13 protein-coding genes and 1 riboswitch are annotated in these 23,551 nt (G+C 61.6%); of the genes, 7 read left to right on the forward strand and 6 right to left on the reverse strand.

Annotated features, from left to right (window positions below; all coding sequences use genetic code 11):
- Positions 1–151: 151 nt before the first annotated feature.
- Both QZ822_RS00005 and QZ822_RS00010 read right to left on the reverse strand, forming a co-directional pair.
- Positions 152–1,585, reverse strand: coding sequence for an alpha/beta fold hydrolase (locus tag QZ822_RS00005; RefSeq protein ID WP_294641672.1), 1,434 nt, complete (start codon positions 1,583–1,585; stop codon positions 152–154).
- Between the two features lie 110 nt (positions 1,586–1,695).
- On the reverse strand, positions 1,696–4,296 hold the full coding sequence (locus QZ822_RS00010) for an RNA helicase (protein ID WP_294641673.1): 2,601 nt from the start codon (positions 4,294–4,296) through the stop codon (positions 1,696–1,698).
- 446 nt (positions 4,297–4,742) lie between these two features.
- Here QZ822_RS00010 and QZ822_RS00015 point away from each other — a divergent pair, with 446 nt between their 5' ends.
- From QZ822_RS00015 to QZ822_RS00025, 3 genes are all read left to right on the forward strand, one after another.
- Positions 4,743–6,644 (forward strand): ABC transporter ATP-binding protein, encoded by a 1,902-nt coding sequence (locus QZ822_RS00015; protein ID WP_294641674.1) that lies wholly within the window; start codon positions 4,743–4,745, stop codon positions 6,642–6,644.
- A 1-nt stretch (position 6,645) separates the two neighbouring features.
- Entirely contained in the window at positions 6,646–8,394 is a 1,749-nt protein-coding gene (locus QZ822_RS00020; RefSeq protein WP_294641675.1) for an ABC transporter ATP-binding protein, read from the forward strand.
- A gap of 209 nt (positions 8,395–8,603) precedes the next feature.
- Positions 8,604–8,802, forward strand: a riboswitch (TPP riboswitch).
- A complete protein-coding gene (locus QZ822_RS00025; protein WP_294641677.1) occupies positions 8,791–10,554 on the forward strand; it encodes a bifunctional hydroxymethylpyrimidine kinase/phosphomethylpyrimidine kinase in 1,764 nt (587 codons plus the stop codon). (Overlaps the previous riboswitch by 12 nt.)
- Before the next feature lie 466 nt (positions 10,555–11,020).
- Here QZ822_RS00025 and QZ822_RS00030 read toward each other — a convergent pair whose 3' ends face one another.
- The 4 genes from QZ822_RS00030 to QZ822_RS00045 form a co-directional block, all read right to left on the reverse strand.
- The gene (locus QZ822_RS00030; protein WP_294641679.1) at positions 11,021–11,884 is read right to left on the reverse strand and encodes a YoaK family protein; all 864 of its coding nucleotides are present in this window, start codon (positions 11,882–11,884) and stop codon (positions 11,021–11,023) included.
- Between the two features lie 114 nt (positions 11,885–11,998).
- Positions 11,999–12,772 (reverse strand): slipin family protein, encoded by a 774-nt coding sequence (locus QZ822_RS00035; protein WP_005506196.1) that lies wholly within the window; start codon positions 12,770–12,772, stop codon positions 11,999–12,001.
- 285 nt (positions 12,773–13,057) lie between these two features.
- Positions 13,058–13,888 carry a transposase gene (locus tag QZ822_RS00040; protein ID WP_294641681.1) on the reverse strand — a complete coding sequence of 277 codons (831 nt, stop codon included), beginning with the start codon at positions 13,886–13,888 and terminating at the stop codon, positions 13,058–13,060.
- Between the two features lie 2 nt (positions 13,889–13,890).
- Positions 13,891–16,308, reverse strand: a complete 2,418-nt coding sequence (locus tag QZ822_RS00045; RefSeq protein WP_294641683.1) for a nitric-oxide reductase large subunit — start codon at positions 16,306–16,308, stop codon at positions 13,891–13,893.
- Positions 16,309–16,898: 590 nt separating this feature from the next.
- Between QZ822_RS00045 and QZ822_RS00050 the strand changes: the two genes are divergently transcribed.
- The 4 genes from QZ822_RS00050 to QZ822_RS00065 all read left to right on the forward strand — a co-directional run bounded on the left by QZ822_RS00050 (position 16,899) and on the right by QZ822_RS00065 (position 23,480).
- On the forward strand, positions 16,899–17,579 hold the full coding sequence (locus QZ822_RS00050) for a 1-acyl-sn-glycerol-3-phosphate acyltransferase (protein WP_294631164.1): 681 nt from the start codon (positions 16,899–16,901) through the stop codon (positions 17,577–17,579).
- Between the two features lie 187 nt (positions 17,580–17,766).
- Positions 17,767–19,707 (forward strand): excinuclease ABC subunit UvrC, encoded by a 1,941-nt coding sequence (gene uvrC / locus QZ822_RS00055; RefSeq protein WP_294641685.1) that lies wholly within the window; start codon positions 17,767–17,769, stop codon positions 19,705–19,707.
- Between the two features lie 152 nt (positions 19,708–19,859).
- Entirely contained in the window at positions 19,860–21,065 is a 1,206-nt protein-coding gene (gene metK, locus QZ822_RS00060) for a methionine adenosyltransferase (protein WP_294641686.1), read from the forward strand.
- Between the two features lie 33 nt (positions 21,066–21,098).
- Positions 21,099–23,480: a primosomal protein N' gene (locus QZ822_RS00065; protein WP_294641689.1), complete on the forward strand. Its 2,382-nt coding sequence runs from the start codon at positions 21,099–21,101 to the stop codon at positions 23,478–23,480.
- Positions 23,481–23,551: the final 71 nt, after the last annotated feature.

Raw genomic sequence — 23,551 nt, forward strand, 5'->3', positions numbered from 1 at the left:
TCCCGGAGCAAACGATTATGTCTTAATCCCTGATTTATAGGCATGAAAAGCCTCCCGTTTCTTGGACTTTAGTTTTGTTGTCCAAGAAACGGGAGGCAGTTCAACCGGGGTGAGGGGCTTTAGCTATATCAAAGATATATTCAGCGAAGAATTACTGGTTGTGAACCTCAGCCAGCATGTTCTTCAGGTGACCCAGAATGGTCAGCGAGTCAGAACCGAAACCGTCGTGGTGGTGGGTCTTCGAAGTCCACACGTGGGTGTTGCCGACCCAGCGGGCGGTCTCCATGGAGTGCTCGAAGTCCACGTACACGTCCGGGTTGTAGGCGGCGGCCACAACGGGAACCTCGTTCTTGTGCAGCTGTGCGTGGTCGTACAGGCGACCCCAGTCCTTCTTCTCAGCCAGCAGGTGAGCAACCTCAGCCAGCGGACGCAGCGAGGGGTCCTCCTCGTAGTACCAGGGGAAGATGTGCTCGCCGGTGAAGAGCAGACGGTCCGCATCCGGTGCGAACTCGGGGCGGGAAGCCGCCACGCGAGCAGCAGACCAGTTGGTCGGTGCGGGGGAGGGGGACAGCTCGTAGCCGGGGATGCCGGGCAGAACGCCGTCGGAGGGGCCGTCAGCGTAAATGGTCTCGTGCATCAGGGCGTACAGCGGGTTTGCCTGGAAGGTCACCTCGGCACCCATAGCGGTCAGGAACTGATCGGACAGGTGGTCGTTACCCTCAGCGAATGCGTTCTCCAGGAAGTAGTGCAGACCGCGCTCGCGCCAGCGGCCACCCAGGAAGTGGCCAGCCATCTGGAAGCGGTGATCGGTCAGACGCTCACCGGTGGGCAGGTACTCCTTGTGGGTGCGCAGGTGCTCAGCGATGCGGGTAGCGAGCTCGGCGTCCTCGGGGAACCAGCTGTAGTACTCCTCAACACGTTCCTTCATGCGGTCGAAGGTGTGCTGGTAGACGTTGTCCACGGAGGTACGAATCGGAGCCAGGCCCGCGGTGATGCGGCAGTCACGCAACGACTGAGGCGCGAACGACAGGTAGGACAGAGTCAGGAAGCCACCGAAGGACTGACCAATGGTGGACCAACGCTTGTCGGCACGGTCAGCCAGCAGCACCTCGCGGATAGCCTCCGCGTCAGCGATGATGGAGTCCGCACGGAACAGCTCAGTGTACTCAGCCTGAACCTGCGCGTCACCCACAGCGGTGATGTTGCGGGCAGACAGCGGGGAAGACATGCCGGTACCGCGCTGATCCAGAAGAACCACGCGGTGAGTCTTCGCCAGCTCAGCAATCCAGCCGCCAATGGAGCCGGTCTTCGGCGAACCGAAACCGGGGCCGCCCTGCAGGTACACAATGTAAGGACGCTTATCAGCCGAAACGGTCAGAGTCTCGTTGGTGTTCACAACCTCGCGGGCGAACACGGTGATGGTCTGGTCCGCAAAACGGGAGGAGAGAGCGGCATCCTTGCCCTTGGAGAAAATCAGACCGTGGGTCAGGGGAACCTGGAACCAGTGGTCGGTAATCTCGTAGCCGTCGTGCTTGACGACCGAACCCTTGCGGTACTCAACCTTGGGAAGCGAAGAAACGGTCAACGGTGAACCTTCTTTCATTCAAATAGATAGATACTCTGTATTCTAGCCCACTATGGGCAACATCGTGGCAGAGCCCGAGCGGAGTCTTAGGCGGAGTCTCAATCGGAGTCTTAGAACTCGCCCACGCTCAGAATCTTCAGCACCGGGTAACCCGCCTCATCGGATGCCGCCAGATCAACCTCGGCACGAATACCGAAGTCAAAGTTATCTTCAGGGTCGGCGAAGCTCTGCTGAACCTTCCACACGCCCGGATGCGCGGCGGTGTCCTCGTCCATGCTGACCAGGCGAGGCGAGCGCGCATCGGCGTCCGTGTAGATGTCGTCGTAGGTGTCGAAGTAGTCGTCCATGGCGTCCGCCCAGCGGTCGGCGTCCCAGCCGCACCACTCGTCCAGGGCGCCCAGGGCGCGGTCGCGTTCGTCGGCGAAGAGCTCCACGCGGCGGAAGAGGGCGTTGCGCACCATCACGCGGAAGGCACGCAGGTTCTGCGTCACGGCGGGAGGCTCTTCCTCCTCGATGGAGGCGTGCTCGGCCGCAATGGTCGCGGTGTCTTCGCCGGCAGCCAGCTTCTCCCATTCGTCCACCAGGGAGGAGTCGGTCTGGCGTACCAGCTCGCCGAGCCACTCGATGATGTCGTCGAGCTCGTCGGTCACGGCAGAATCGGGGATGGTGTGGCGCAGCGCCTTGTATGCGTCAGAGAGGTAACGCAGGAGCACGCCCTCGGCACGTTCGAGCGAGTAGTACTGCACGAAGTCGTTGAAGCCCATCGCGCGTTCGTACATGTCACGCACGATTGACTTGGGGCGCGGCTCAAAACGTGCCACCCACGGCGCGGACTGCTTGTAGGTCGTGTACGCCTGATCGATGAGCTCCGCCAGGGGCTGCGGGTAGGTGACCTTGTCCAGCTCGTTCATGCGTTCGGTGTAGTCCACACCGTCCGCCTTCAGCTGTGCCGACAGTTCGTTCTTCGCCTTGCGTTCCTGTGCGTACAGCACCTGGTTCGGCGAATCCAGGGTCGCCTCAATGAGGGAGAGCGCGTCCAGCGCGTAGCTGGGGGACTCGGGGTCGAGCAGTTCCAGCGCGGCGACCGCAAAAGCGGACAGCGGCTGGTTCAGGGCAAAGTTATCCTGCAAATCCTCGGTCAGGCGCAGGTAGGAGCCGTGCTCGTCCGGGGTGTTGGTTCGCTCAATCACGCCGCCGGTCAGTAGCTCCTTGTAGATGCCGATTGCCTTGCGCAGCAGCTCGCGGCGGCGTGCCGGGCTCTCGTGGTTCTCCTGAATGATGCGGTACGCGGCAATGACCGGGTTCTCCGGGCGGTGCATCAGGTTCAGCAACATCGAATGGGTGATGTCGAAGGAGGAGGTCAGCGGCTCCGGGGCTGCCTCTACCAGCTGGTCGAAGGTCTTCTCGGACCAGCCAACGAAGCCTTCCGGGGCCTTCTTGCGCTTGGAGGACAGCGACTGGTTAATGCGCTTGGTGTCGTCACCGAACTTCGCCTGAGCTTTAGCCAGCAGGCGAGCATTCTCAATATCGTGCTCGGGTGCCTGAACCACCACGGTGCCGGCGGTATCAAAACCGGCACGGCCCGCGCGTCCAGCGATCTGGTGGAACTCGCGGGCACGCAGACGGCGGCTACGGGCACCATCGAACTTCGACAGCGCCGTAATCAGCACGGTACGGATGGGCACGTTAATACCCACGCCCAGGGTGTCGGTACCGCAAATCACCTTGAGCAGACCCTCCTGGGCCAGCTGCTCCACGAGGCGGCGGTACTTGGGCAGCATACCCGCGTGGTGAATACCGATGCCGGCGCGCACCAGCTTATTCAGCGCCTTACCGAAGCCCGGACCGAAACGGAACTTAGCAATCAGCTCGGCAATGCGTTCCTTCTCTTCCTTCGAGGCAATCGCCACCGAGAGCAGGGCGTTTGCCTGCTCCAGCGCCGCCTTCTGCGAGAAGTGCACAATGTAGACCGGGGTCTGCTTGGTCTGCACGAGCTCCTGCACCGTCTCCTGAACCGGGGTGGTGGAGTAGTAGAAGTGCAGCGGAATGGGGCGCTCAGAATGAGCCACCAGGTCACTCTCGCGACCGGTCAGCGCCGTCATCTCCTCCTGGAAGCGAGTCGTATCGCCCAGGGTCGCGCTCATCAGCAGGAACTGCGCCTGCGGAAGCTCCAGCAAGGGAAGCTGCCATGCCCAGCCGCGCTGCGGATCGGAGTAGAAGTGGAACTCGTCCATGATGACCTGGCAGAGGTCCGCATCCTTACCCTCGCGCAGGGCAATGTTGGCGAGAATTTCCGCGGTGCAGCAGATAATCGGCGCCTCCGTGTTGATGGCGGAGTCGCCCGTAATCATGCCCACGTTCTCGGCACCAAAAATATTGATCAGGTCAAAGAACTTCTCAGACACCAGCGCCTTAATGGGGGCGGTGTAGTAGGAACGCTGACCGGTCGCCAGGCCCGTAAAATGCGCGGCAACAGCCACGGTGGACTTACCCGAACCGGTCGGGGTAGCCAGCACCACGTTATGTCCGGCGGCAATGCTCAGAACAGCTTCGTCCTGAGCGGGGTACAGGGTCATGCCGCGGGTCGAAATCCACTCGGTGAACGCCTCATAGATTTCTTCGGCGGTGAGGGGGTTGCCCTTAAAATCGCGTCGATTGTAGTCGCCGGGGTTCTCACCCAGCGAGGGAGAAAGAAAATTCAAAATACTCATGAGAATTCCAGTCTATCGGGAATAGCGCGGGCGCGGGGGCGTTATCGTTACGAGGGAACAAACGGGTACTCGCGGAGTGTTTGCGGGGGTGTTCGCTGCATCTTTGCAGGGTGGTTCGCGGTTCCTTCACGGGGCGTTTATAGGGCGTTCGGGAGGCGCGGTGCCGCGCTAACGCGGGAATTCCCCAAATTCGTGTAGTGTAGAACAAAGCACTAAAAGTGCAGTGGTGCAAAAACCTGGTGCTCAGAAGGTCGAAAACGTAGGCCTCCATGCCGCATAGATTACCGCGTAGATGCAGAATCCGCCGATTGATGTCGGTGCATATTGAGCGGCTGATGCACGCCCCAAAATACGTTGCATAAATAACGACACGCCTACCTATGATGTAAATAGTGTTGCGTGCCACATTGATAAAGGAATAGGGTAAGAGAAAGGAGAGACGTTGAATGACTGAATACAACGCTGACAAGGCACAAGAAAACGCCGCGCGTGAAGAAGCTACGCATGAAGAATCCATGCATAACAAAACCACGCAGGAAAAAGCCGCTCAGAAGAAAACTGTGCAGAAAAAAGCTACACAGGAAGTAACCGGCAGCGAACAGCGCAAGGCGGAAGAGGAAGCCCTCAAAAAGCGCCTCGCCCTGCGAGTCACCGCGCCCGGATACAAATACCCCTGGCACCGCTGGGCAATCCCCGTCCTGGGTGAAACCACCGCGGGTACCGGTGCGATTCTTATCCCCGTCATGGTGGGTCAATTCATCAACCAGCACATCGCCGGCAAAGCCCCCGACGCCTGGCCCATGTTCTGGGTGGTCGTCGCAGCCATCACCTTCATCGTGATCAACGAGTTCTTCGGCTGGGGCACCTCCATGACCCTCAGCGCGGAACTTGGCCGCGACTGGCGCATCTACATCAACCGGCTCATGGGGCGCACCCGCGCTGGCGTAGACTCCGGCGAAGCGGTCACCGTCATGAACAAAGACGTACGCCGCATTACGGACGTCTACTTCTCACTGCCGCTATTCGTCAACGCCATGATCATCGCGACCCTCGGTGCCGTGCAGCTCTGGCTCATTAACCCCGTCACCGCGGTCGTCACCCTCATCGGCACGCTCATCGTGGTCGGCGTGATCGCCTGGTACTCGACCTTCCTCGAATCGAAGATTGGCGAATACCGCGAAAAGGACGGTGAAGCCTCCTCACGCGCCTCCGATATCGCCACCGGCCTGCGCACCATCGCCGGCCTCGGCGCCGAAGAACAGATGCGTGAACGCTACCACCGCGGTACCGACGAAGTTTTCGACAGCTACATGCGCTACGAAAAGACGCACCGCTGGATGTTCCTCATCCGCGCGCTGCTCGGCGGCGCCGTGACCCTGCTCGGCATCGGCTTCGCCCTCACCGGCCACGTCGAAAACGGCCGCTGGGTCTCCGACACCCCCGCCGCATCCCTGGTGACCGTCGCCTCCATTATCGCGATGATGGGCGGCCCCATCTGGATTACCCAGAACTTCCTCACCGCATGGCGATACGCCAAGATTGCGCTCGCCAAGGTCGCCCGCCTCGAAGGTCACGCGGGCGTACGCCAGGGCGTGCTGAAGAGCCCGCGCACCGACGAAGAAATGGCGCAGCTGGCACGCGCCGAACAGGCAGTCGAGGCGAGCACCCTCGAGGTGCCCGTACCCGTCGCCCCCGCCGGTGCTAGCAACCCGCGCATCGTGTACGTCAACCCGCGCGACTACAACCTCACCGCGCAAGACTATGCCGAGGCGCTCGCCCGCACCCTACGCCGCGGGGGAGAGGACCTCAAGGATGCAACCGGCCGCCGCGTGCTGCTGAGCGAACCCAACCCCATGATTTTCGCCGGAACCCTGCAGGAGCACCTGCGCCTGGGCACCGTGCCGAACCCCGACGAGGAGCTGGCACAGGCAAAGGATGAGGAGCTGCTGAAGATTACCGACTCCCGCGAAATCGCCTACCGACTGGGCGGACGCAACCCCGAAGACTACTTCGCCGCCCGCATCACCAGTGAAGGTGCGAACCTCTCCGGCGGTCAGCGTCAGCGTCTGGCACTCGCCCGCGCACTCGCACAGGACGCGCAGGTGCTCATCCTGACCGAGCCGCTGAACTCCGTGGACGAACCCAGCCAGCGCTACATCTATGATGCGATGGAAACCCAGATCGGTAGCGACCGACTGCCCGTCGGCTACCCCGGCCTGCTGCAGGATTTGGAGCAGGTCTACGTTGTCTCCACGACCGCGGAGGCGACCCGCCGCATGGAACGCGACGGCTACCCCGTCGCTCAGGCAGAAACCCCCGCAACCACTCAGAATCAGGAGGTGAACTAGCATGGCAAAGCAGCTCCCCATCGAAAGCCCCGCCTACGTGGCACGCCGCATGTGGAACTACCTCGCGGCGCATAAGGGGCGAGCCCTCTACACCTTCGTCATCTACATGGTCAGCACCCTCATGGGTGCGGTGGTGCCCCTGCAGATTGGTGCCACCGTGGACGACGTGGTGGCGGGCAAGTTCTCCAGCTACCCGTGGCAGCCGATTCTGATTATCCTGGCGGCGTTCATCGTGCAGGCGATAACCCTCATGGTCTCCTCGTACAGTGCAGCCCGACTGGGTGCGCTCGTCACCCGTGACGCCAACCAGGACACCCTCGACGGCACCCTCGACCTGGACGCCCGCACCGTGGAAGAAGCCGGCAGCGGCGACCTGCTCACCCGCGTGACCGACGACCTGTCCTCGGCAGCAAACGCTGTCAGCACAGACCTTCTCGGTGCAATCTACGTGGTCCTGTACTTCCTGGTTTCCACGATCTCCCTGGCGTTTGTGAGCCCGGCAATGGGCCTGATCATGCTACCCATGATTGCCGGTCTTGCCCTCATCATGTCGAAGATGCTGCCGCTCATGGCGGCACGCAACCAGACCGCCCAGGAGCGCGTGAGCGACCTCAACAGCGTGCTGACCGAGAACATTCGCGGCACCTCCACGATTCGTGAGCTGGGCGTTCACACCGCCCGCGAAGAAGCCTTCGCCGGTGAGAACAAGCGCCAGTTCGCCGCGCAGCTGGGCATGGTGCGTATCCGCCAGCTGTACTTCACCGTGGACGCTATTAACGCTTGGATCCCCACGATTCTGTGTATGCTCTGGGGCGCCGCCTGCGTGGCTCTCGGCTGGGCAAGCTGGGGCGCCGTAGCGACCGCCTCGGTCATGGTTTTCAGCCTGCGAATCCTCGCCGACATGCTGAACCATCACGTCAGCAGCCTGCGTATCATGCTCGTGAACATGGGCCGCGTGTTCGGTGTGGTCTCCCTGGCAAAGAAGCAGCGTGAGGTGCGTGCACAGCACCGTGCCGAAGCGTTCGCCGCCGTGTCTGATGAAGCCGTGAAGAACCCGGAGTACGCCATTGACTGCACCGACGTCTCCTACGGCTACTCGCCGGACGCCCTGGTGCTTGAAGGCATCAACCTGAAGATTCGCCGCGGTGAGGCGCTCGCCCTGGTGGGCCGTTCCGGTTCGGGTAAAACAACTATGGCGCGTCTGATTGGTGGTTCGCTGACCGCCCTGGAAGGCACCATCACCGTGATGGGTCGCCCGGTCGGTCACGGCGACTTCCCGACCGATGCCGCCGCCGATGGCCGCCCGCGCCTGCTGGTCTGCACCCAGGAAGCGCACGTCTTCTTCGGCACTCTCGCCGATAACTTTACGGTGGTCGTGCCGGATGCAACCGTCGAGCAGATGGGCGAGGCGCTGGACGCTATCGGTGCCCGCTGGTGGCGCGACCTGCCGCAGGGCATGGATACTGTCGTCAGCGGCACGGATTCGCCGCTGACCCGCGACCAGATTCAGCAGCTGGCACTGGCACGTATTGTGCTTGCCGACCCGCACGCCGTGATTCTGGACGAATCCACCACCCAGCTGGAACTCGCGGACGCAACCGAGTCCCTGAGCGCCGTGCTGGCGAACCGTGCGGTGCTGATCATTTCGCACGATGCGCGTATCGCCTCCCTGGCTGACCGCGCGGTCCTGCTGCACGAGGGCAGGATCATTGCGGAGGGTTCACCGGCAGAGATTTTCGCACTGACCTAAACCTGGCTGATAAGCCCGGCTGATAGTGCCCGGCACTGCGTGAAGCGGTGCCGGGCACTACTCGTTTAACGGGTGGTTTCCGAACAAGGGTGCGCTGAAATCGGCGGCGGGAGCTCTCGCAAGAGTGCAAGACTCAAACGAAAATTTCGGAGAGATTCACTTGTCACCCGCAAAACTTTCAGCTACTGAGAATCGTTGTGATAACCTGGCAGAGCGATATGGGGTGCCTTGAGACGCCCGCGACCCGCTAACCCGCCCAACTGACCGCCCAACGAAGGGCTACGGCACAGCGAAGAGCTACAGCACAGCGGACGCACGAAACGGCGTAAGAACACTCAAGGCTGAGAGAATCACCCATTGAACCTGCTCTAGTTCGAACTAGCGAAGGGATTATCGATGATGGCAGAGCAGCCTACCGCGCCCGCGTGCGCACCCACCACCCCCACCAACCCTGTACCCGGCGCGAGCGCCTCCGGAACCTCCCGGGCACCCCAGACAGCTCAGGTACCTCAGGCAGCTCGGGTGCCGAGGGTTCTCTCCATTGCGGGAACTGACCCCTCCGGCGGTGCAGGTATTCAGGCGGACCTCAAGTCCATTGCCGCATCCGGCGGTTACGGCATGTGCGTGACCACCTCATTGGTCGCCCAAAACACGTGCGGGGTTCGTGAAGTATTCACCCCGCCCCTGGAATTTTTGACCGCGCAGCTTGCCGCCGTTTTTGATGATGTCACGGTTGACGCCGTGAAAATCGGCATGCTCGGCGACGCAGACACGATCCGTACCGTCCGCACCTGGCTGAGCGAGCACCCCGTGCCCGTGGTTGTGCTCGACCCGGTCATGATTGCTTCTAGCGGTGACCGCCTGTTGCAGGCGGAAGCGGAGCAGGCGCTGCGCGACCTCGTGCCGCTCGTGAATGTGATCACCCCGAACATTCCGGAGCTCGCCGTGCTCTGCCAGAAGGAGCCCGCCCAGACTTTCGATGAGGCGCACGAGCAGGCGGCGAACCTTGCGGCGGCGACCGGAACTACCGTGATTGTGAAGGGCGGCCACCTGTGCGGTCAGGACGCCGGTAACACCGCGGTCTTCCCGGACGGCACCTGCGCGCACGTGCGCACCCCGCGCCTGGACAGCCGTAATACGCACGGCACCGGATGCTCCCTGTCCTCCTCGCTGGCAACCCGCCTGGGCGTGGAGCTGCTGCAGCACACCGAAGCTGCAGAACACACCGCAGAGCAGAGCGTTCTGACCAGCGAAGACACCCACCGCGCCCTGCAGTGGAGCACCCGCTGGCTCCACGAATCCATTGCCGCAGGTGCCGGTCTGCAGGTCGGCTCCGGTGAAGGCCACGGTCCGGTGGACCACGCCGCCCGTGCCCGCCGCCTGGAGGCTGCCGCCTCCGCGTACCCGTGGCATCACCTGCTCACCACCACCGACTCTGAGGGCAATACTCTGGACGGCACCAGCCCGGAGCGTCTGCTGCCGGTCAGCCCCGTGCCCGCCGGTGAAGCCGTCGTAAAGCCCGCCGGTCCCTGGACCGCCGCCCTCTGGGCGGCCAGTGGCGAAACCTGGCACCAGATTCTGGACCTGCCCTTCGTGCGTGCCCTCGGTGACGGCACCCTCGACGAGGACCTGTTCGCCTTCTACCTGGACCAGGACGCCCTCTACCTGCGTGATTATTCGCGTGCGCTCGCGACTCTCTCGGCGCGTGCTGATACCGCTGAGGCGCAGGTGCACTGGGCCGCCGGTGCGCATGAGGCGATTGCCGCCGAATCGCAGCTGCACGAGGGCTGGCTGGCGAACCGTGCGCGTCTGGGTGGACCCTCGCCGATTACGATGGGATACACGAATTTCCTGCGTGCCTCCGCCGCCGGTGATGATTACGTGGTCGGTGCCGCGGCAATCCTGCCCTGCTATTGGCTGTATGAAGAAGTCGGTGCCGTGCTCTCCTCGCAGAATCACGCGGACCACCCGTACGCGGAGTGGTTGAGCCTGTACGGTGGCGAGGAGTTCGCCGCGGATGTGGCGCGTAGCCTCGCGGAGGTGGAGCGTGCGTTTGAGGCGGCTTCACCGGCTCAGCGTGTGCATGCGGCGCGGGCGTACCTGTCAGCGTGCGTGTATGAGCGTGAGTTCTTTGATCAGGCGCACCGAGCATTGCGTTAGTTTGCCGGGCGCTGCGCTAGATGATAGGCGCCGATTTTTGGGCTGAATACCGCCCCGGCATGGCGTGAGATGGGTGATTGATGCTTCACTCAAGCTACCGCAGGTTCGGGAGCCTTGCCGGTTATGCTTAAGGCGTCGGTGAAAACCGTTAGCGGCAGGATTCCGGCCCTCACCCAACTGGCTGATGTACCTGCCGCGCCCGCACCTCTACGGCGTGTAACCGACCAGTTTGGCCCGTCGCAACCACCTCATCCAACCCCCGCGGCGGGCCAAACGCCTTCCTTCTCGCTTTCGCGAAGAATGTTCGGCATAGAAATATCCCGTGCAGATACTCTCATCTGCACGGGATATTTCTATATGTCTAACCATTGCGAATCAGCCACCGCGGCTAGTGCATCAGGGAAGGGGAGCTGGTCTAGCTTTGAGTTGCCGGGTTTAGTTCTGACCTGCAGAACCTAGTTCTGATTTATTGAGCTGAGCCCTGAGCCGCCGCTTCGTTATCCGCATCTTCATTTTTCTCGGCCCGGAACCCCACCCAGAACGCTCCAGCTGCCAAACACCCGACAAACCACAGAGAGATACTACCTACCAGCTGATCTAGGAGAGCCATCACAAGCACACCGGCGACAAATCCCCAGACCACCAGGGAGTAATCTAAAGCCTTCATCAGAGCACGTCTGCGGCGTCCCTCGTCCTCAGCTAGGACGGGGGAGGGGTCGGTATCCGCTGACGGGTGACGAACCTTAACACGCTTCCCAGCAGCACGCTCCCTCCGGGCGCTGCATGTATTAGCTGCAGCACGGGTATAGAGGGCACCGGCCTCGTACCATGCGCTTAGCATTTTGCGCCAATTTCCGCTGGTCATAAACAGGGAAAACGGGTTCTCACCAATACGCGTATCTGCAAGTGCATGAATGAGCAGGCCAATAGTGAACGCTAACGCCCCCACCTGAACCCCGTGCTCGCTCACCCGGTGAATCAGAGGAGTCACAAAACAGACGAGGAGGAAGGGCACTAGAGTAAAAATACGCCAGTGTTTCAGATGTGCCCTCTGCCCCAAAAGATCATGCAGAAGATGACCGCCCAGGTACCCCAGGCTAAAGAAAATCACTGAGAGCCAACGCAGGTGAATAGCGTGCTGCGAACTGTGACTCATATCAGCAATGAGAAGGATAAAATTACCGGTCTGCGTGGCAACCAAAGCTTTGTAATGAATATGAGAGAAAACATCTACCGCTCCACCCAGGGATGCTAAGAGAAGCGCCATAATCCGCCCGTAGCGGCGCGGAGTTGGAATCCTGGAAAGAAAAAGTGCAAAGCGGGCAGTCATCGTGGTCCTTGGTGGTGAAAAAAGATCCGGGTATGCAAAAACCTCGAGCACCTATGGTACTCGAGGTTTTTGCGATAGGCACGTAGGTGCCTCAGAAGATGCAAGGTCTACAGTCTACTTGCTCTCACCCTTGAGCGCACCCACGAGCGGACCAATCACGTCCATGGGCAGCGGGAAGACCACGGTCGAGTTCTGGTCGGCACCCAGCTCCAGCAGGGTCTGCAGGTAACGCAGCTGCAGGGAGGCGGGGGACTGGCTCAGAATGTCGGACGCTTCCTTCAGCTCGCTGGAGGCCTCCAGCTCACCGCGTGCCGAAATGATCTTTGCGCGGCGCTCACGCTCAGCCTCAGCCTCGCGAGCCATGGCGCGCTGCATAGCCTCGGGAATCTCAACGTCCTTAATTTCGACGAGCTCCACCTGAATACCCCACGGCTCGGTGCGCGAACCGATGATGGAACGCAGGTCCTCGTTCAGGTCCTCGCGGTGTGCAAGCAGGGTGTCCAGGTCAACGCGACCGAGCAGGGAACGCAGGGTGGTCTGCGCAATCTGGCTGGTGGCGATCGGGTAGTTTTCAACCTCAAGCACGGCGTTCTTGGCGTTGGTCACGCGGAAGAGGACCACTGCGTTCACGCGGGCGGGAACGTTGTCCTTGGTGATGACTTCCTGCGGGGGAATGGTCAGGGTGATAACACGCATATCAACGCGCTGCAGGGAATCAACGAGAGGGAAGACGACGTTCAGGCCGGGCTTCAGCTCCGAACGCAGGTGACCGAAGCGGAAGGAGATGCCACGCTCGTATTCGGGGATGACGCGGAACATACGAATCAGAATAAAAAGAACAATGACGGCAACTGGGATGAGGATAGTTGCCAAAGTGACGGGATCCATGGTTTTCCTTCACAAGTATTGGGGGAGGACGGTATGTGTGCCCACCTGCCCGCGCCTCGTACGGTGCAGGTAGTTAGGGGTGTGTAGTAGGGGGTGCCCGGTACCGGGCTGTGTGTGGGAGTTTAGGGAGGGGAATTTTCCGTTCCGGTGGCATGCGGTGGTCGGTGCCCCGGCGGTACCCCGCATGGAAAACTCAAAAGAGAAATCCACACGGGGTAGCCGCCGAAGCTAACAGACGGGACCAGCCAGCCGGTCAGCCGCCGGAACGGAAAAACCTATGCAGCGCTATTTCTTCGCCATTTCCTCCGCGGCCTCAACCTCAGCCAGGTTCTGCTCCTGCAAGACCTCGTTCGTGGTCTTGTGCAGTCGCTTAACCGAGGTGCCGGTACCGCTCCAGGCGGGGCGGTCCGGGTCGAGGACGGAGGTACGAACCGGCAGGGTTGCATCCGCAATCATCTGCTTGCGGGTCTGCTCGGTACGGCGCTTACGCTCATTCGACACGCCACCCCACTTCGCCGCGAAACGGTCCATCTTCACGTTCACCGATTCGTCAGCGGTGGATGCGTGAATATGCTTCGGATCGTTCTCGAAGTTCGCGGGGGAACGCATGAGCTTCACAGCCAGCGGGTAGGTCAGCGACAGGCAGACCACCGCGGTGGCACCCTCCACCAGAAGCTCCAGCGGGGAGTGCCAGACGATGGCGGCACCAATCAGGGTGACCACACCCAGCAGTGACACTGCCACAGCTAGCCCGCGGTGGAAACGACCCGACTCGGAGTAGGGCCATTCGTCCACTTCACGGGTAAGCTCGCGGCCGTTCGCCGAGACGGTGCAGCTGTCCTTAATAGGGCAGGTGTTGCACACGCTCGGCTTGGCGCGGTAACGCATCACTCGGTTATCCGAGTCGAAGGCAGTAGCCCACAGCCACTGGTCTTCGGGACAGAGCCACGCGTCGCTCTCTTCGTGGTAGGTGAACCCGAAGGTTCGCGCCGCCACCATGCGCTGACTGGTGCGCTTAGCGAGAATATCGAAGCCCCAACCCACGGCGACCAGGCCGAGCGCGTACGCGCAGGCCAGCCACACGAGGAAAGAAACTCCAGCAATCTGCTCAGGCATGATTAGCCTCGACGATCGCTACGGTAGGGGCTGGTCTGCTCGGGCAGCTCCTCGGCAGCCTTCGCGCCGGCGAACTCTGCGATGCGAGCGTCCTCAACCACCTCGTACAGCGGCGGCTCGGGCAGCTCAAGGACGGTCTCCTTGCCCTTCTTCGAGAAGATGGCCTGGAGAGCCAGCAGAGCCAGCTTAATCAGCGGGATGATGCCGACCAGGAAGATCACGTCACCGGGCATACGCATCCAACCCATTACGGCGGAAGCACCGTCGTGAATGAACGCGAAGGAACGAGCCTCGTAGTAGCCTTCACCCACGGACTTGTACAGCTGAGCAATACCCAGCGGCAGCAGCGAGATGAAGGACATCCACAGCAGACCAATGTTCAGAGTCCAGAAGGAGAACTTCAGACCCTTCTCAGGCCACTTGTCCTCGGGAATCAGGTAGCGCAGACCAAACACCGCGAACGCGATTGCGAGCATACCGTACACACCCATCATGGAGGCGTGTGCGTGGTTTGCGGTCAGCGCGGTACCAATTTCGAAGTAGGACACGATCGGCAGGTTAATCAGGAAGCCGAACACGCCAGCGCCGAGGAAGTTCCAGAAGCCCACGGCAATCAGGAACATGACAGCCCAACGGTGCGGGAAAGGCTTGGTGCGGTTGGAGTACTGGCGAGCACCCAGCTGCATGAAGCCCCACGCCTCAACGGTCAGGAAGGTCAGCGGAATAACCTCAGCAGCCGAGAAGAACGCACCGAATGCCATCTGCTCGGAGGGGGTACCGACGAAGTAGGTGTGGTGCAGAGTACCGATCACACCACCGACGGAGTAGAGCACGGCGTCCATCATGATGATGGAGATTGCGATGCGCTCGCGAACCACGCCGAGCAGCACGAAGATGTACGCAACCATGACGGTGGTGAACAGTTCGAGGAAGTCCTCCACCCAGAGGTGAACCACCCAGAATCGCCAGAACTCGGCGACGGTCACGTGAGTACGCTGACCTGCGAGCAGGCCGACCGCGTAGAACATGGGGATGGCGAGACCGGAGAAGAGGAACAGCCACGGCAGGGAGGTCTTCTTCGAGCCCTTCAGGCGAGCGGAGAGGGTACGCCAGACGATGACGATCCAGATGAACATACCCGCGGTGAGCAGGATCTGGAAGAATCGCGGCAGGTCCAGGAACTCCCACTGCTGCGAGAAGAAGCCGGTGAGTTCCTTGGGGATGAGGCCCTTCTGAGAGAACCATTCGTTCAGCAGCGAGCCGAGGACCACGAAGACCACAGCGCCGATGAGAACGTAGGTGAGCAGACCCTGCTTCTTGGGTTCGCGGCGGGTAATCAGCGGGGCGATGAAGATACCGCCCGCCAGGAACGCGCCTGCGGTCCAGAAGAGGGAGAGCTGAAGGTGCCAGGTTCGGGATACCGTGTAGGGCAACAGCTGGCCCATATCGATTCCGAAGAAGCCGGTGAGTTCTTCACGGTAGTGCTCGGTGAGTGCACCCACCAGAGCCTGCAGCAGGAACAGCACCAGGATCGTTGCGAAGAGCAGGCAGGCTGCCTTCTGCGAGGGGGTCAGGCGAACTTCGTCGGGCTGACGGAAGTCGAGGACGGGTGCCTCTTCCGCGTGCCAGCCGATAGCGCGGGACCAGCGGCCGTAGATGGCGAACATCAGACCGGTACCACCGATGAGGGCAATCAGGGAGAGTGCCGACCAGACCATGAGGTCTGCGGTGGGCTTGTTGTCCACGTTGGGTTCGGAGGGCCAGTTGTTGGTGTAGGAGTAGGGCTGGTCGGGGCGGTCAGCCGCCGATGCCCATGCGGTCCAGCCGAAGAATGCGACGAGGTCGTGCAGTTCTTCGTCGTTCTTAATGGCGTCGGGGAACAGGCCCTGCGAGGTGTCACCCTTCATCAGGGTGTCGCGGTAGTGCTTGAGCATGAGCTGGTAGCCCTTGGTTTCACCAGCGGACCAGGTGATGGTCTTGGTGTGCTCGTCGTACTTGTTCTCCTTGCGCCACTCGTTCTTGACGAGTTCGCGGGGGTCCTGCTTGCCCTGCTCACGGTACTCCTTGACGGCGGCATCGGTGGTCAGGCGCAGGTATTCTGCAGTGTAGTCGGGGCCGAGGTAGGCGCCGTGGCCGAGCACGGATCCGTACTGCTGCAGGCCGCGTCCCTGGAACAGTTCCTGACCGTGCAGAATTTGTTCTTGGGTCGCGATGACTTTGCCGTCATTGCCGACAATTTTGTCGGGGAGCGGCATGGAGAGTGCGTAGGTGCGCATTGCAAGGACTGCCATGATGGTGAAGCCCAGGAGCATCACAAACGCAACAGCCTGTACCCAGCCTTTTCCGGCATAGGCACCGACCGTGTCTGAGCGGCGGGCAATCTTTGCTGCCTGCGCACGCGAGACGGGTTTTGTAGCCATAGTGTATGTCTCCAGTGTGCGTGGAATTTGTATGTGGAGTGGCTCCGACGCACATCCGCTGGAGGGGCGGCTCACTATGTTCGGGGTGAATCGTCCTTGAGGGAGGTGCGACAGCCCACCCTGCCTTTTATTCTTGCATATTAAATACGCATTTACGAAACTTTGCTGACGTAGCGTCACAATGTGACGCGGCTATTTTGCCGGAATATTTGCAATCACAAGGCGAGAAACCTGAAATATTACGTTGAGGTTGAATCCTTAGCTTCCGCACTGACTCCCTGCGCTTCCTCACCGCCTGTAACGGAGGGGGAGGCGAAGGTTTCGGTGTTCCAGGGTATTCCAGGGTGTTCCGGCGCGGAAGGGATGCAGGCAGGCGCATCCCAGCATGTGGAAGGGGAGCGCGGCATCCCTCACGTTCCTACACCCGGGTGTGGAATAATAAAACCCGGTACTACTAAACACAGTACAAATTTTTTCAGTACAGATTCTGTGCACCCGCACGGCGCACCATCTGAAGGGGTCGCTCACCCCGCATCCACGGCGGACCGCCGCCACAGCCCGCAATCTATCGGCACCTCAGGAGAGTTCACGTGCTTCTCTACAAAACCACCCAGAAAGCAGTCACCGGAATCCTACGCACCGTCTTCCGCGCCCGCGTGACAGGACTCGAAAACTTTCCCGCCACCGGTCCGGTGATTGTCGCCTCCAACCACCTGTCCTTCCTGGACTCCATCATTATTTCCGCCATGATGCCGCGCCGCGTGGCGTTCCTCGCCAAGGCTGAGTACGTGAACACCCCCGGCCCGCGCGGCAAGATGATGAAGGCATTCTTCGAAGCCGTGGACATCATTCCCGTGAACCGCTCCGACCGTTCCGAATCGCTCAAGGCACTCGACATTGCCCTGGAGAAGCTGCAGGAGGGTAAGGTCTTCGGCATTTACCCCGAGGGCACCCGCTCCCGCGACGGCTACCTGTACCGCGGCAAGATTGGTGTGGCGTGGCTGGCGCACATGACCGGCGCGCCCGTGGTTCCGGTCGGTCTGATCGGTACCGACCGCCTGCAGAAGCCCGGTTCGAATATGATTTACCCGCGCCGCTTCACGATCCGTGTGGGTAAGCCGCTCTACTTTGAGAAGACCGGCGAGAAGATGACCGGCAAGCAGCGCCGCGTCACCACCGACGCGATCATGGACGAGATTGCTCAGCTGTCCGGTCAGGCACGAAAGCACGAATACAACGTTTCGCCCTCAGCCGCACGTGACGCAGGCTAGGGCGCGCGCCGCCTATACCGCGTAGACTTAAACCGCGCATTCACGCACCCACCCCGCGCTTCGGGGAGATTGGTGCAGGATGCGCGGTTTGTCGTATGCGCGCGAGCCCGAGAGGCCTCCGGCAGTCCTGCAGAGAATCGCGGCAAAGAACCACCGTAAAGCCCAGTAGAGCGAGGAGAAAGTACCCATGGCAGAGCCTTCCAGCTACCGCCCCGCCCCCGGCGAAATCCCCACCAACCCGGGCGTTTACCGTTTTCGTGATGCCGATGGTCGCGTCATCTACGTGGGCAAGGCGAAGAACCTGCGCAACCGTCTCAACAGCTATTTTGCGTCCCCGCAGACGCTGAGCCCGAAGACCTATGCGATGGTGCATACGGCGGCGAGTGTGGAGTGGACCGTGGTGGCGAGCGAGATGGAATCGCTGCAACTTGAATACACCTGGATTAAGGAGTTTTCGCCGCGGTTCAACATTGCGTTCCGTGACGATAAGTCGTACCCGTACCTGGCGATTACGGTCAATGACGTGTACCCGCGCGCGATGGTGACTCGCGGTGAGCGCCGTAAGGGTGTGCGCTATTTTGGCCCCTATTCGCAGGCGTGGGCGATTCGTGAAACCCTGGATGCGTTGCTGCGCGTGTTCCCGGTGCGCACCTGCACGAACGGCGTGTTTAACCGCGCGAAGAATAGTGGCCGACCGTGCCTGCTCGGCTATATCGATAAGTGTGCGGCGCCGTGCGTGGGCAAGATTAGCGCCGAGGAGCACCGGGAGTTGGCGCGCGGGCTGACCCGGTTCATGGCGGGTGGTGCTGAGAAGCATATCGCCCAGTTGACCGCGGAAATGAAGGCCGCCGCAGCTGATATGGACTTTGAGCGCGCCGCGATTCTTCGTGACGATATTGCCGCGCTGACTAAGGCGTTTGAGCGTAACGCCGTGGTGCTCGGCGCGACCGTGGATGCCGACCTGTTCGCCTACGCCGAGGATGACCTGGAGGCATCCGTGCAGGTGTTCTTTGTGCGCGGCGGCAGGATCCGCGGCCAGCGCGGCTGGATCGTGGAGAAGGTCAACGACAGCACCGACGCGCAGCTCATTGAGCAGCTCATCGCGCAGGTGTACAGCGATATTGCGGCGAGCCTCGCCTCCCAGAAGGATGCCGAGAAGAGTCTGAACAGCTACGATATTCCGCGTTCCGTGCTCGTGCCGGTGGAGCCCGAGAATAAGGAGCAGCTGGCGTCCTGGCTGGCGGAGGTGCGCGGCGGCCCCGTGGAGATTAGCGTCCCGCAGCGCGGCGACAAGGCAGAACTCATGAAGACGGTTGCCGAGAATGCGCGCCAGTCGCTGACCCTGCACAAGAGCCGCCGTGCGGGCGATTTGACCACCCGCAGCGCCTCCCTCGTGGAGCTGCAGGAGGCGCTGGAACTGCCGGACCCGCTGCTGCGCATCGAGTGCTACGACATTTCGCATGTGCAGGGCACGAACGTGGTCGCGTCCATGGTGGTCTTTGAGGACGGCATGCCCGCGAAGAACGCCTACCGCACCTACAGCATTACCGGCGACGCCGCGCGTGACGATACCGCCAGCATGTACGACGTCATTACGCGCCGCTTCAAGAGGCACCTGGCGCAGCAGGCAGAACGCGAAGCCGCGCCCGTGCACTCCGGAGAGATTGACGCCTCCACGCCCGAGCCGGCGAAGTTCGCCTACCCGCCGAACCTCGTGCTCGTGGACGGCGGCCCGCCTCAGGTGGCTGCCGCCTCCGCCGCGCTGAGCGACCTGGGCGTTACGGATGTGTACGTTGCCGGCATCGCTAAACGCCTGGAGGAGCTGTGGCTGCCGGACGACGACTACCCGGTCGTGCTGCCGCGCACCTCGCAGGCGCTGTACCTGGTGCAGCGCATCCGTGACGAGGCGCACCGTTTCGCTATCACCTTCCACCGTTCTAAGCGCGGTAAGGCGATGGTCGCCTCCGCCCTGGATGAGGTGCCCGGTCTGGGTGAGGTGAAGCGTGCCGCGCTGATTAAGCACTTCGGGTCGGTGGCTCAGATAAGGCAGGCGAGCGCCGAGGACCTGACGGCAGTGCCGGGTATTGGTCCGGCGTTGGCTCAGAAGATTCTGGCGGCGCTGACCTAAGCATCTGGTGGCGCCGCGTGAAAGCCCGCCCGGGGTATGAACGCAGCGCCCCGCCTCGTAATAGCGCTTAACAAACGTGTCATAATTGAAGGAAACCGTCATCATTACGAGCGCGCTATCTTCGCGCGCCCTCAACCAGTAGAGTGGAAACCGTGAGTACTAACCATCTGCGCCTATTCACCAGCGAGTCGGTGACTGAAGGCCACCCCGATAAGATTTGTGACCAGATTTCTGACGCCATCCTTGACGGCATCATTGCCCAGGATCCCGCAGCGAACGTTGCTGTGGAGACCATGGTAACCACCGGGCAGGTGCACGTTGCCGGTGAGGTGACCACCTCCAGCTACGTCGAAATCCCCTCCATCGTGCGCGAGACCATTCTGGGTATCGGCTACGATTCCTCTACCCGCGGCTTCGACGGCGAGTTCTGCGGCGTGTCTGTCTCCATTGGCGAGCAGTCCCCGGACATTAACGCCGGCGTGTACGAGTCCCTTGAGGTTCGTCAGGGCATCGCTGCTGACGAGTACGACCGCCAGGGTGCGGGCGACCAGGGCATCATGTTCGGTTACGCATCCAACGAGACAAACGTGCTGATGCCCGCCCCGATTTGGCTGGCGCACCGCCTCTCTGAGCGTCTGACCAAGGTCCGTAAGGACGGCCTGCTGACCGAGCTGCGCCCCGACGGCAAGACTCAGGTGACCCTCGGCTACGATTCGAACAACGTCCCCGTCTCCGTGGACACCGTGGTTGTTTCGAGCCAGCACACCGCAAGCTACGACCTGGCTGACCTGCGTGCAGACATTGAGAAGCACGTGATTGCACCGGTTCTGGGTAGCGTCGATCTGGATTCTTCCAACGCTAAGTTCATTGTGAACCCCGCTGGCCGCTTCGTTCAGGGTGGCCCCGTGGGTGACGCAGGCCTGACCGGCCGCAAGATTATTGTGGACACCTACGGCGGTTCGGCTCGTCACGGTGGTGGCGCGTTCTCCGGTAAGGACCCGTCGAAGGTGGACCGTTCCGCAGCGTACGCAATGCGTTGGGTTGCGAAGAACATTGTGGGTGCCGGTCTTGCTGACCGCGCCGAGGTTCAGGTTGCGTACGCTATCGGCCAGGCAGCGCCGGTCGGTCTGTACGTTGAAACCTTCGGCACCGAGAAGGTCGACCCGATTAAGATTGAGAAGGCTGTGCGTGAGGTCTTCGACCTGCGCCCGCTGGCAATCATTAACGAACTGGATCTGCGCCGCCCGATCTACAAGAAGACCGCAGCTCACGGCCACTTCGGTCGTACCGAGCCGGAATTCACTTGGGAGCGCCTGAACCGCGTGGATGCACTGCGTTCGGCAGTGTCCTCTTCCTAATATCTGTCAGGGTAGAGAAGCACGCTGATTCGGGTGACTCAGAGCAGTTCTGAATCGAACTCTTCGGCACCGTTGGGTGCCCAGCAGGAATCCCTGCAACAGCTTGACCTGTTGCAGGGATTTCCTGCTCTTCGTGATGCCCTGATTCCGGTTGCCCCGGAGCCGGTGAATGTTGCCGCTGAGCTGGAGGCGAGCGGCGTGCCGAACCCTGTGGCGCGTGTGCGCGTGGATAGCACCCTGCCGCAGGTGGACCGCACGTTTGATTACCGCGTGCCCGCCGAGCTGAGTGAGGATGCGGTGCCCGGCGCCCGCGTGCGCGTGCTGTTCAACGGTCACGAGCTGACCGGTTACATTGAGGAGCGCGCCGCCACGACCGATTGGACGCGTACCTCGCTACTGCCGCTTAAGTCGGTGCTGTCGCGTGTACCGGCTGTTGCGCCCGAAATTTTTGCGCTTGCCGAGGCGCTTGCTGACCGTTACGCCTCCACAGTAGCGAACGTGCTGCGTCTGGCGGTGCCGCCGCGCATTGCCGCCCTGGATAAGAAGTACGCGCCTCTTCTGCCGGGTTACGAGTCGGCGTATTTGGGTGATTCTGCCCCGGAATCTGAACATGTGGAATCTGAGCACGCGGCTCTCGGGCATGCGGACCCCGAGCCTTCTGCCGCCTCCGCTGCCTCCACTCATGCCGACCCGTACGCTTGGCTTGCCACCCCCGGCGCGCCCGCGCCCTTTGTGCTGGACCCGCCGGCGCTGAACCTGGACGCCTCTGATGCCGCCTCCGTCTTCTCCGATTACGAGAACGGTGCGGAGTTCATTGAGGATGTTGCCGCTGGTGCCGCAACCCGCGCCGTGATGACGGTTCTTCCCGGCCACCTGGAGCACACCTGGGCGGATGTTCTGGCGACCGCACTCGCCGCCGCCGCAACAAGTGGCCGCGGCGCTATTGCGGTGGTTCCGACCGCTAAGAACCTGGATCTTCTGGAGGCGGCGCTCGCCGAGCGTCTGCCCGCTGACTCGTTTGTGCGTTTGAGTTCTGATTCGACTCCGCATACTCGCTATCACGGTTTTGTGAAGGCGCGTTTGGGTCGGGTGCCGGTGGTGATTGGTACCCGCGCGGCGGCATACGCGCCGGTGGCGAACCTGGGCCTGGTGGTGTGCTGGGATGACGGCGATTCTTCGCTTGTGGAGCAGCGCGCCCCGTATTGTCATGCCCGTGATGTGTTGCTTTTGCGTGCTTCTGCTGAAAATACTGCGGCGCTGTTTGCCGGGTTCAGCATGAGTAGTGAGGCGGCGCGTCTGGTGCGTACCCGCTGGGCGTCTCATGTGCGTGCGCCGCGTGCGCTGGTGCGTGATTATTCGCCGCGTATTTTTTCGACGGGTTCGGAGTTTGAGCTGGCGCGTGACCCGTTGGCGGCGATGGCGCGTATTCCGCATCTGGCGTTTGAGCATGCTCGTCGGGCGTTGGCGCGTGGTCCGGTGTTGGTGCAGGTGGCGCGTAGCGGTTATATTCCGTCGTTTTCGTGTGAGCGTTGCCGCATGCCGGCGCGTTGTGGCGAGTGTAGCGGGCCCCTGTCGGTGGCTTCGGGCTCGTCGGTTCCGTCGTGTTCGTGGTGCGGTCACCTGGCGCAGCAGTGGCGTTGTTCTGAGTGTGGTTTTACGCATTGGCGTTATTCGGCGGCGGGTGTGACTCGTACGGCTGAGGAGCTGGGTCGTGCGTTCCCGAATGTTCCGGTGATTTCTTCGGCGGGTGACCATGTGCGCGCGTCGGTTGGTCCTGAGCCTGCGTTGGTGGTGGCGACTCCGGGTGCTGAGCCGGTGGCTTTTGGTGGCTATGCGGCGGCGCTTCTTCTGGATGCTGATAAGATGCTTCGTTTTGATTCGTTGCGTGCTCCGGAGGCGGCGTTGCGTCGCTGGCTGAACGCGGCGGCGTTGGTGCGTCCGGCGGCTCTTGAGGGTACGGTGGTGACGACTGCTTCGCCGTCGCCGGTGGAGCAGGCGCTGGTGCGTTGGGATCCGGCGTGGTTTGCACGTGAGGAGCTGGAGGAGCGCGCTCAGACGGGTCTGCCTCCGGCGGTTCGTACGGCTGCGGTGACCGGTGCGGAGGCGGATGTTCGCGCCTTCATGGAGGAGTTCTTGGGTTCTTCTGCGCTACCGGAGCGGGTGCGTGAGCAGTTGCGTATTGTGGGTCCGGTTCCTTTGGATCAGGGGTATTTTGCCTGGTCGGAGTCTCTTGTGGAGGATTCTGAGGAGGCGCCGGTTCAGGGCGATTGGCGTACCCTGATGTTCTTCTCGTATGGCATTGCCCAGCAGGTGACCCGCGAGTTGCGTGCGACGCGTGCAACGATTGCGGCGTTGAAGAAGAACGTGGGGGAGCGGCCGGTGCAGATTCGTTGTGACGGCCTGGACGTGCTGTAATTTTCTAGTCGTGCTGTAGTGTTCTGGTGAGGGGGGTACCCCCCCTGAACATGGCGTTGACGGCGTGGGTT

It is taken from the genome of uncultured Rothia sp., from assembly GCF_916715725.1.
In the GTDB taxonomy this organism is placed as follows: Bacteria; Actinomycetota; Actinomycetes; order Actinomycetales; family Micrococcaceae; genus Rothia.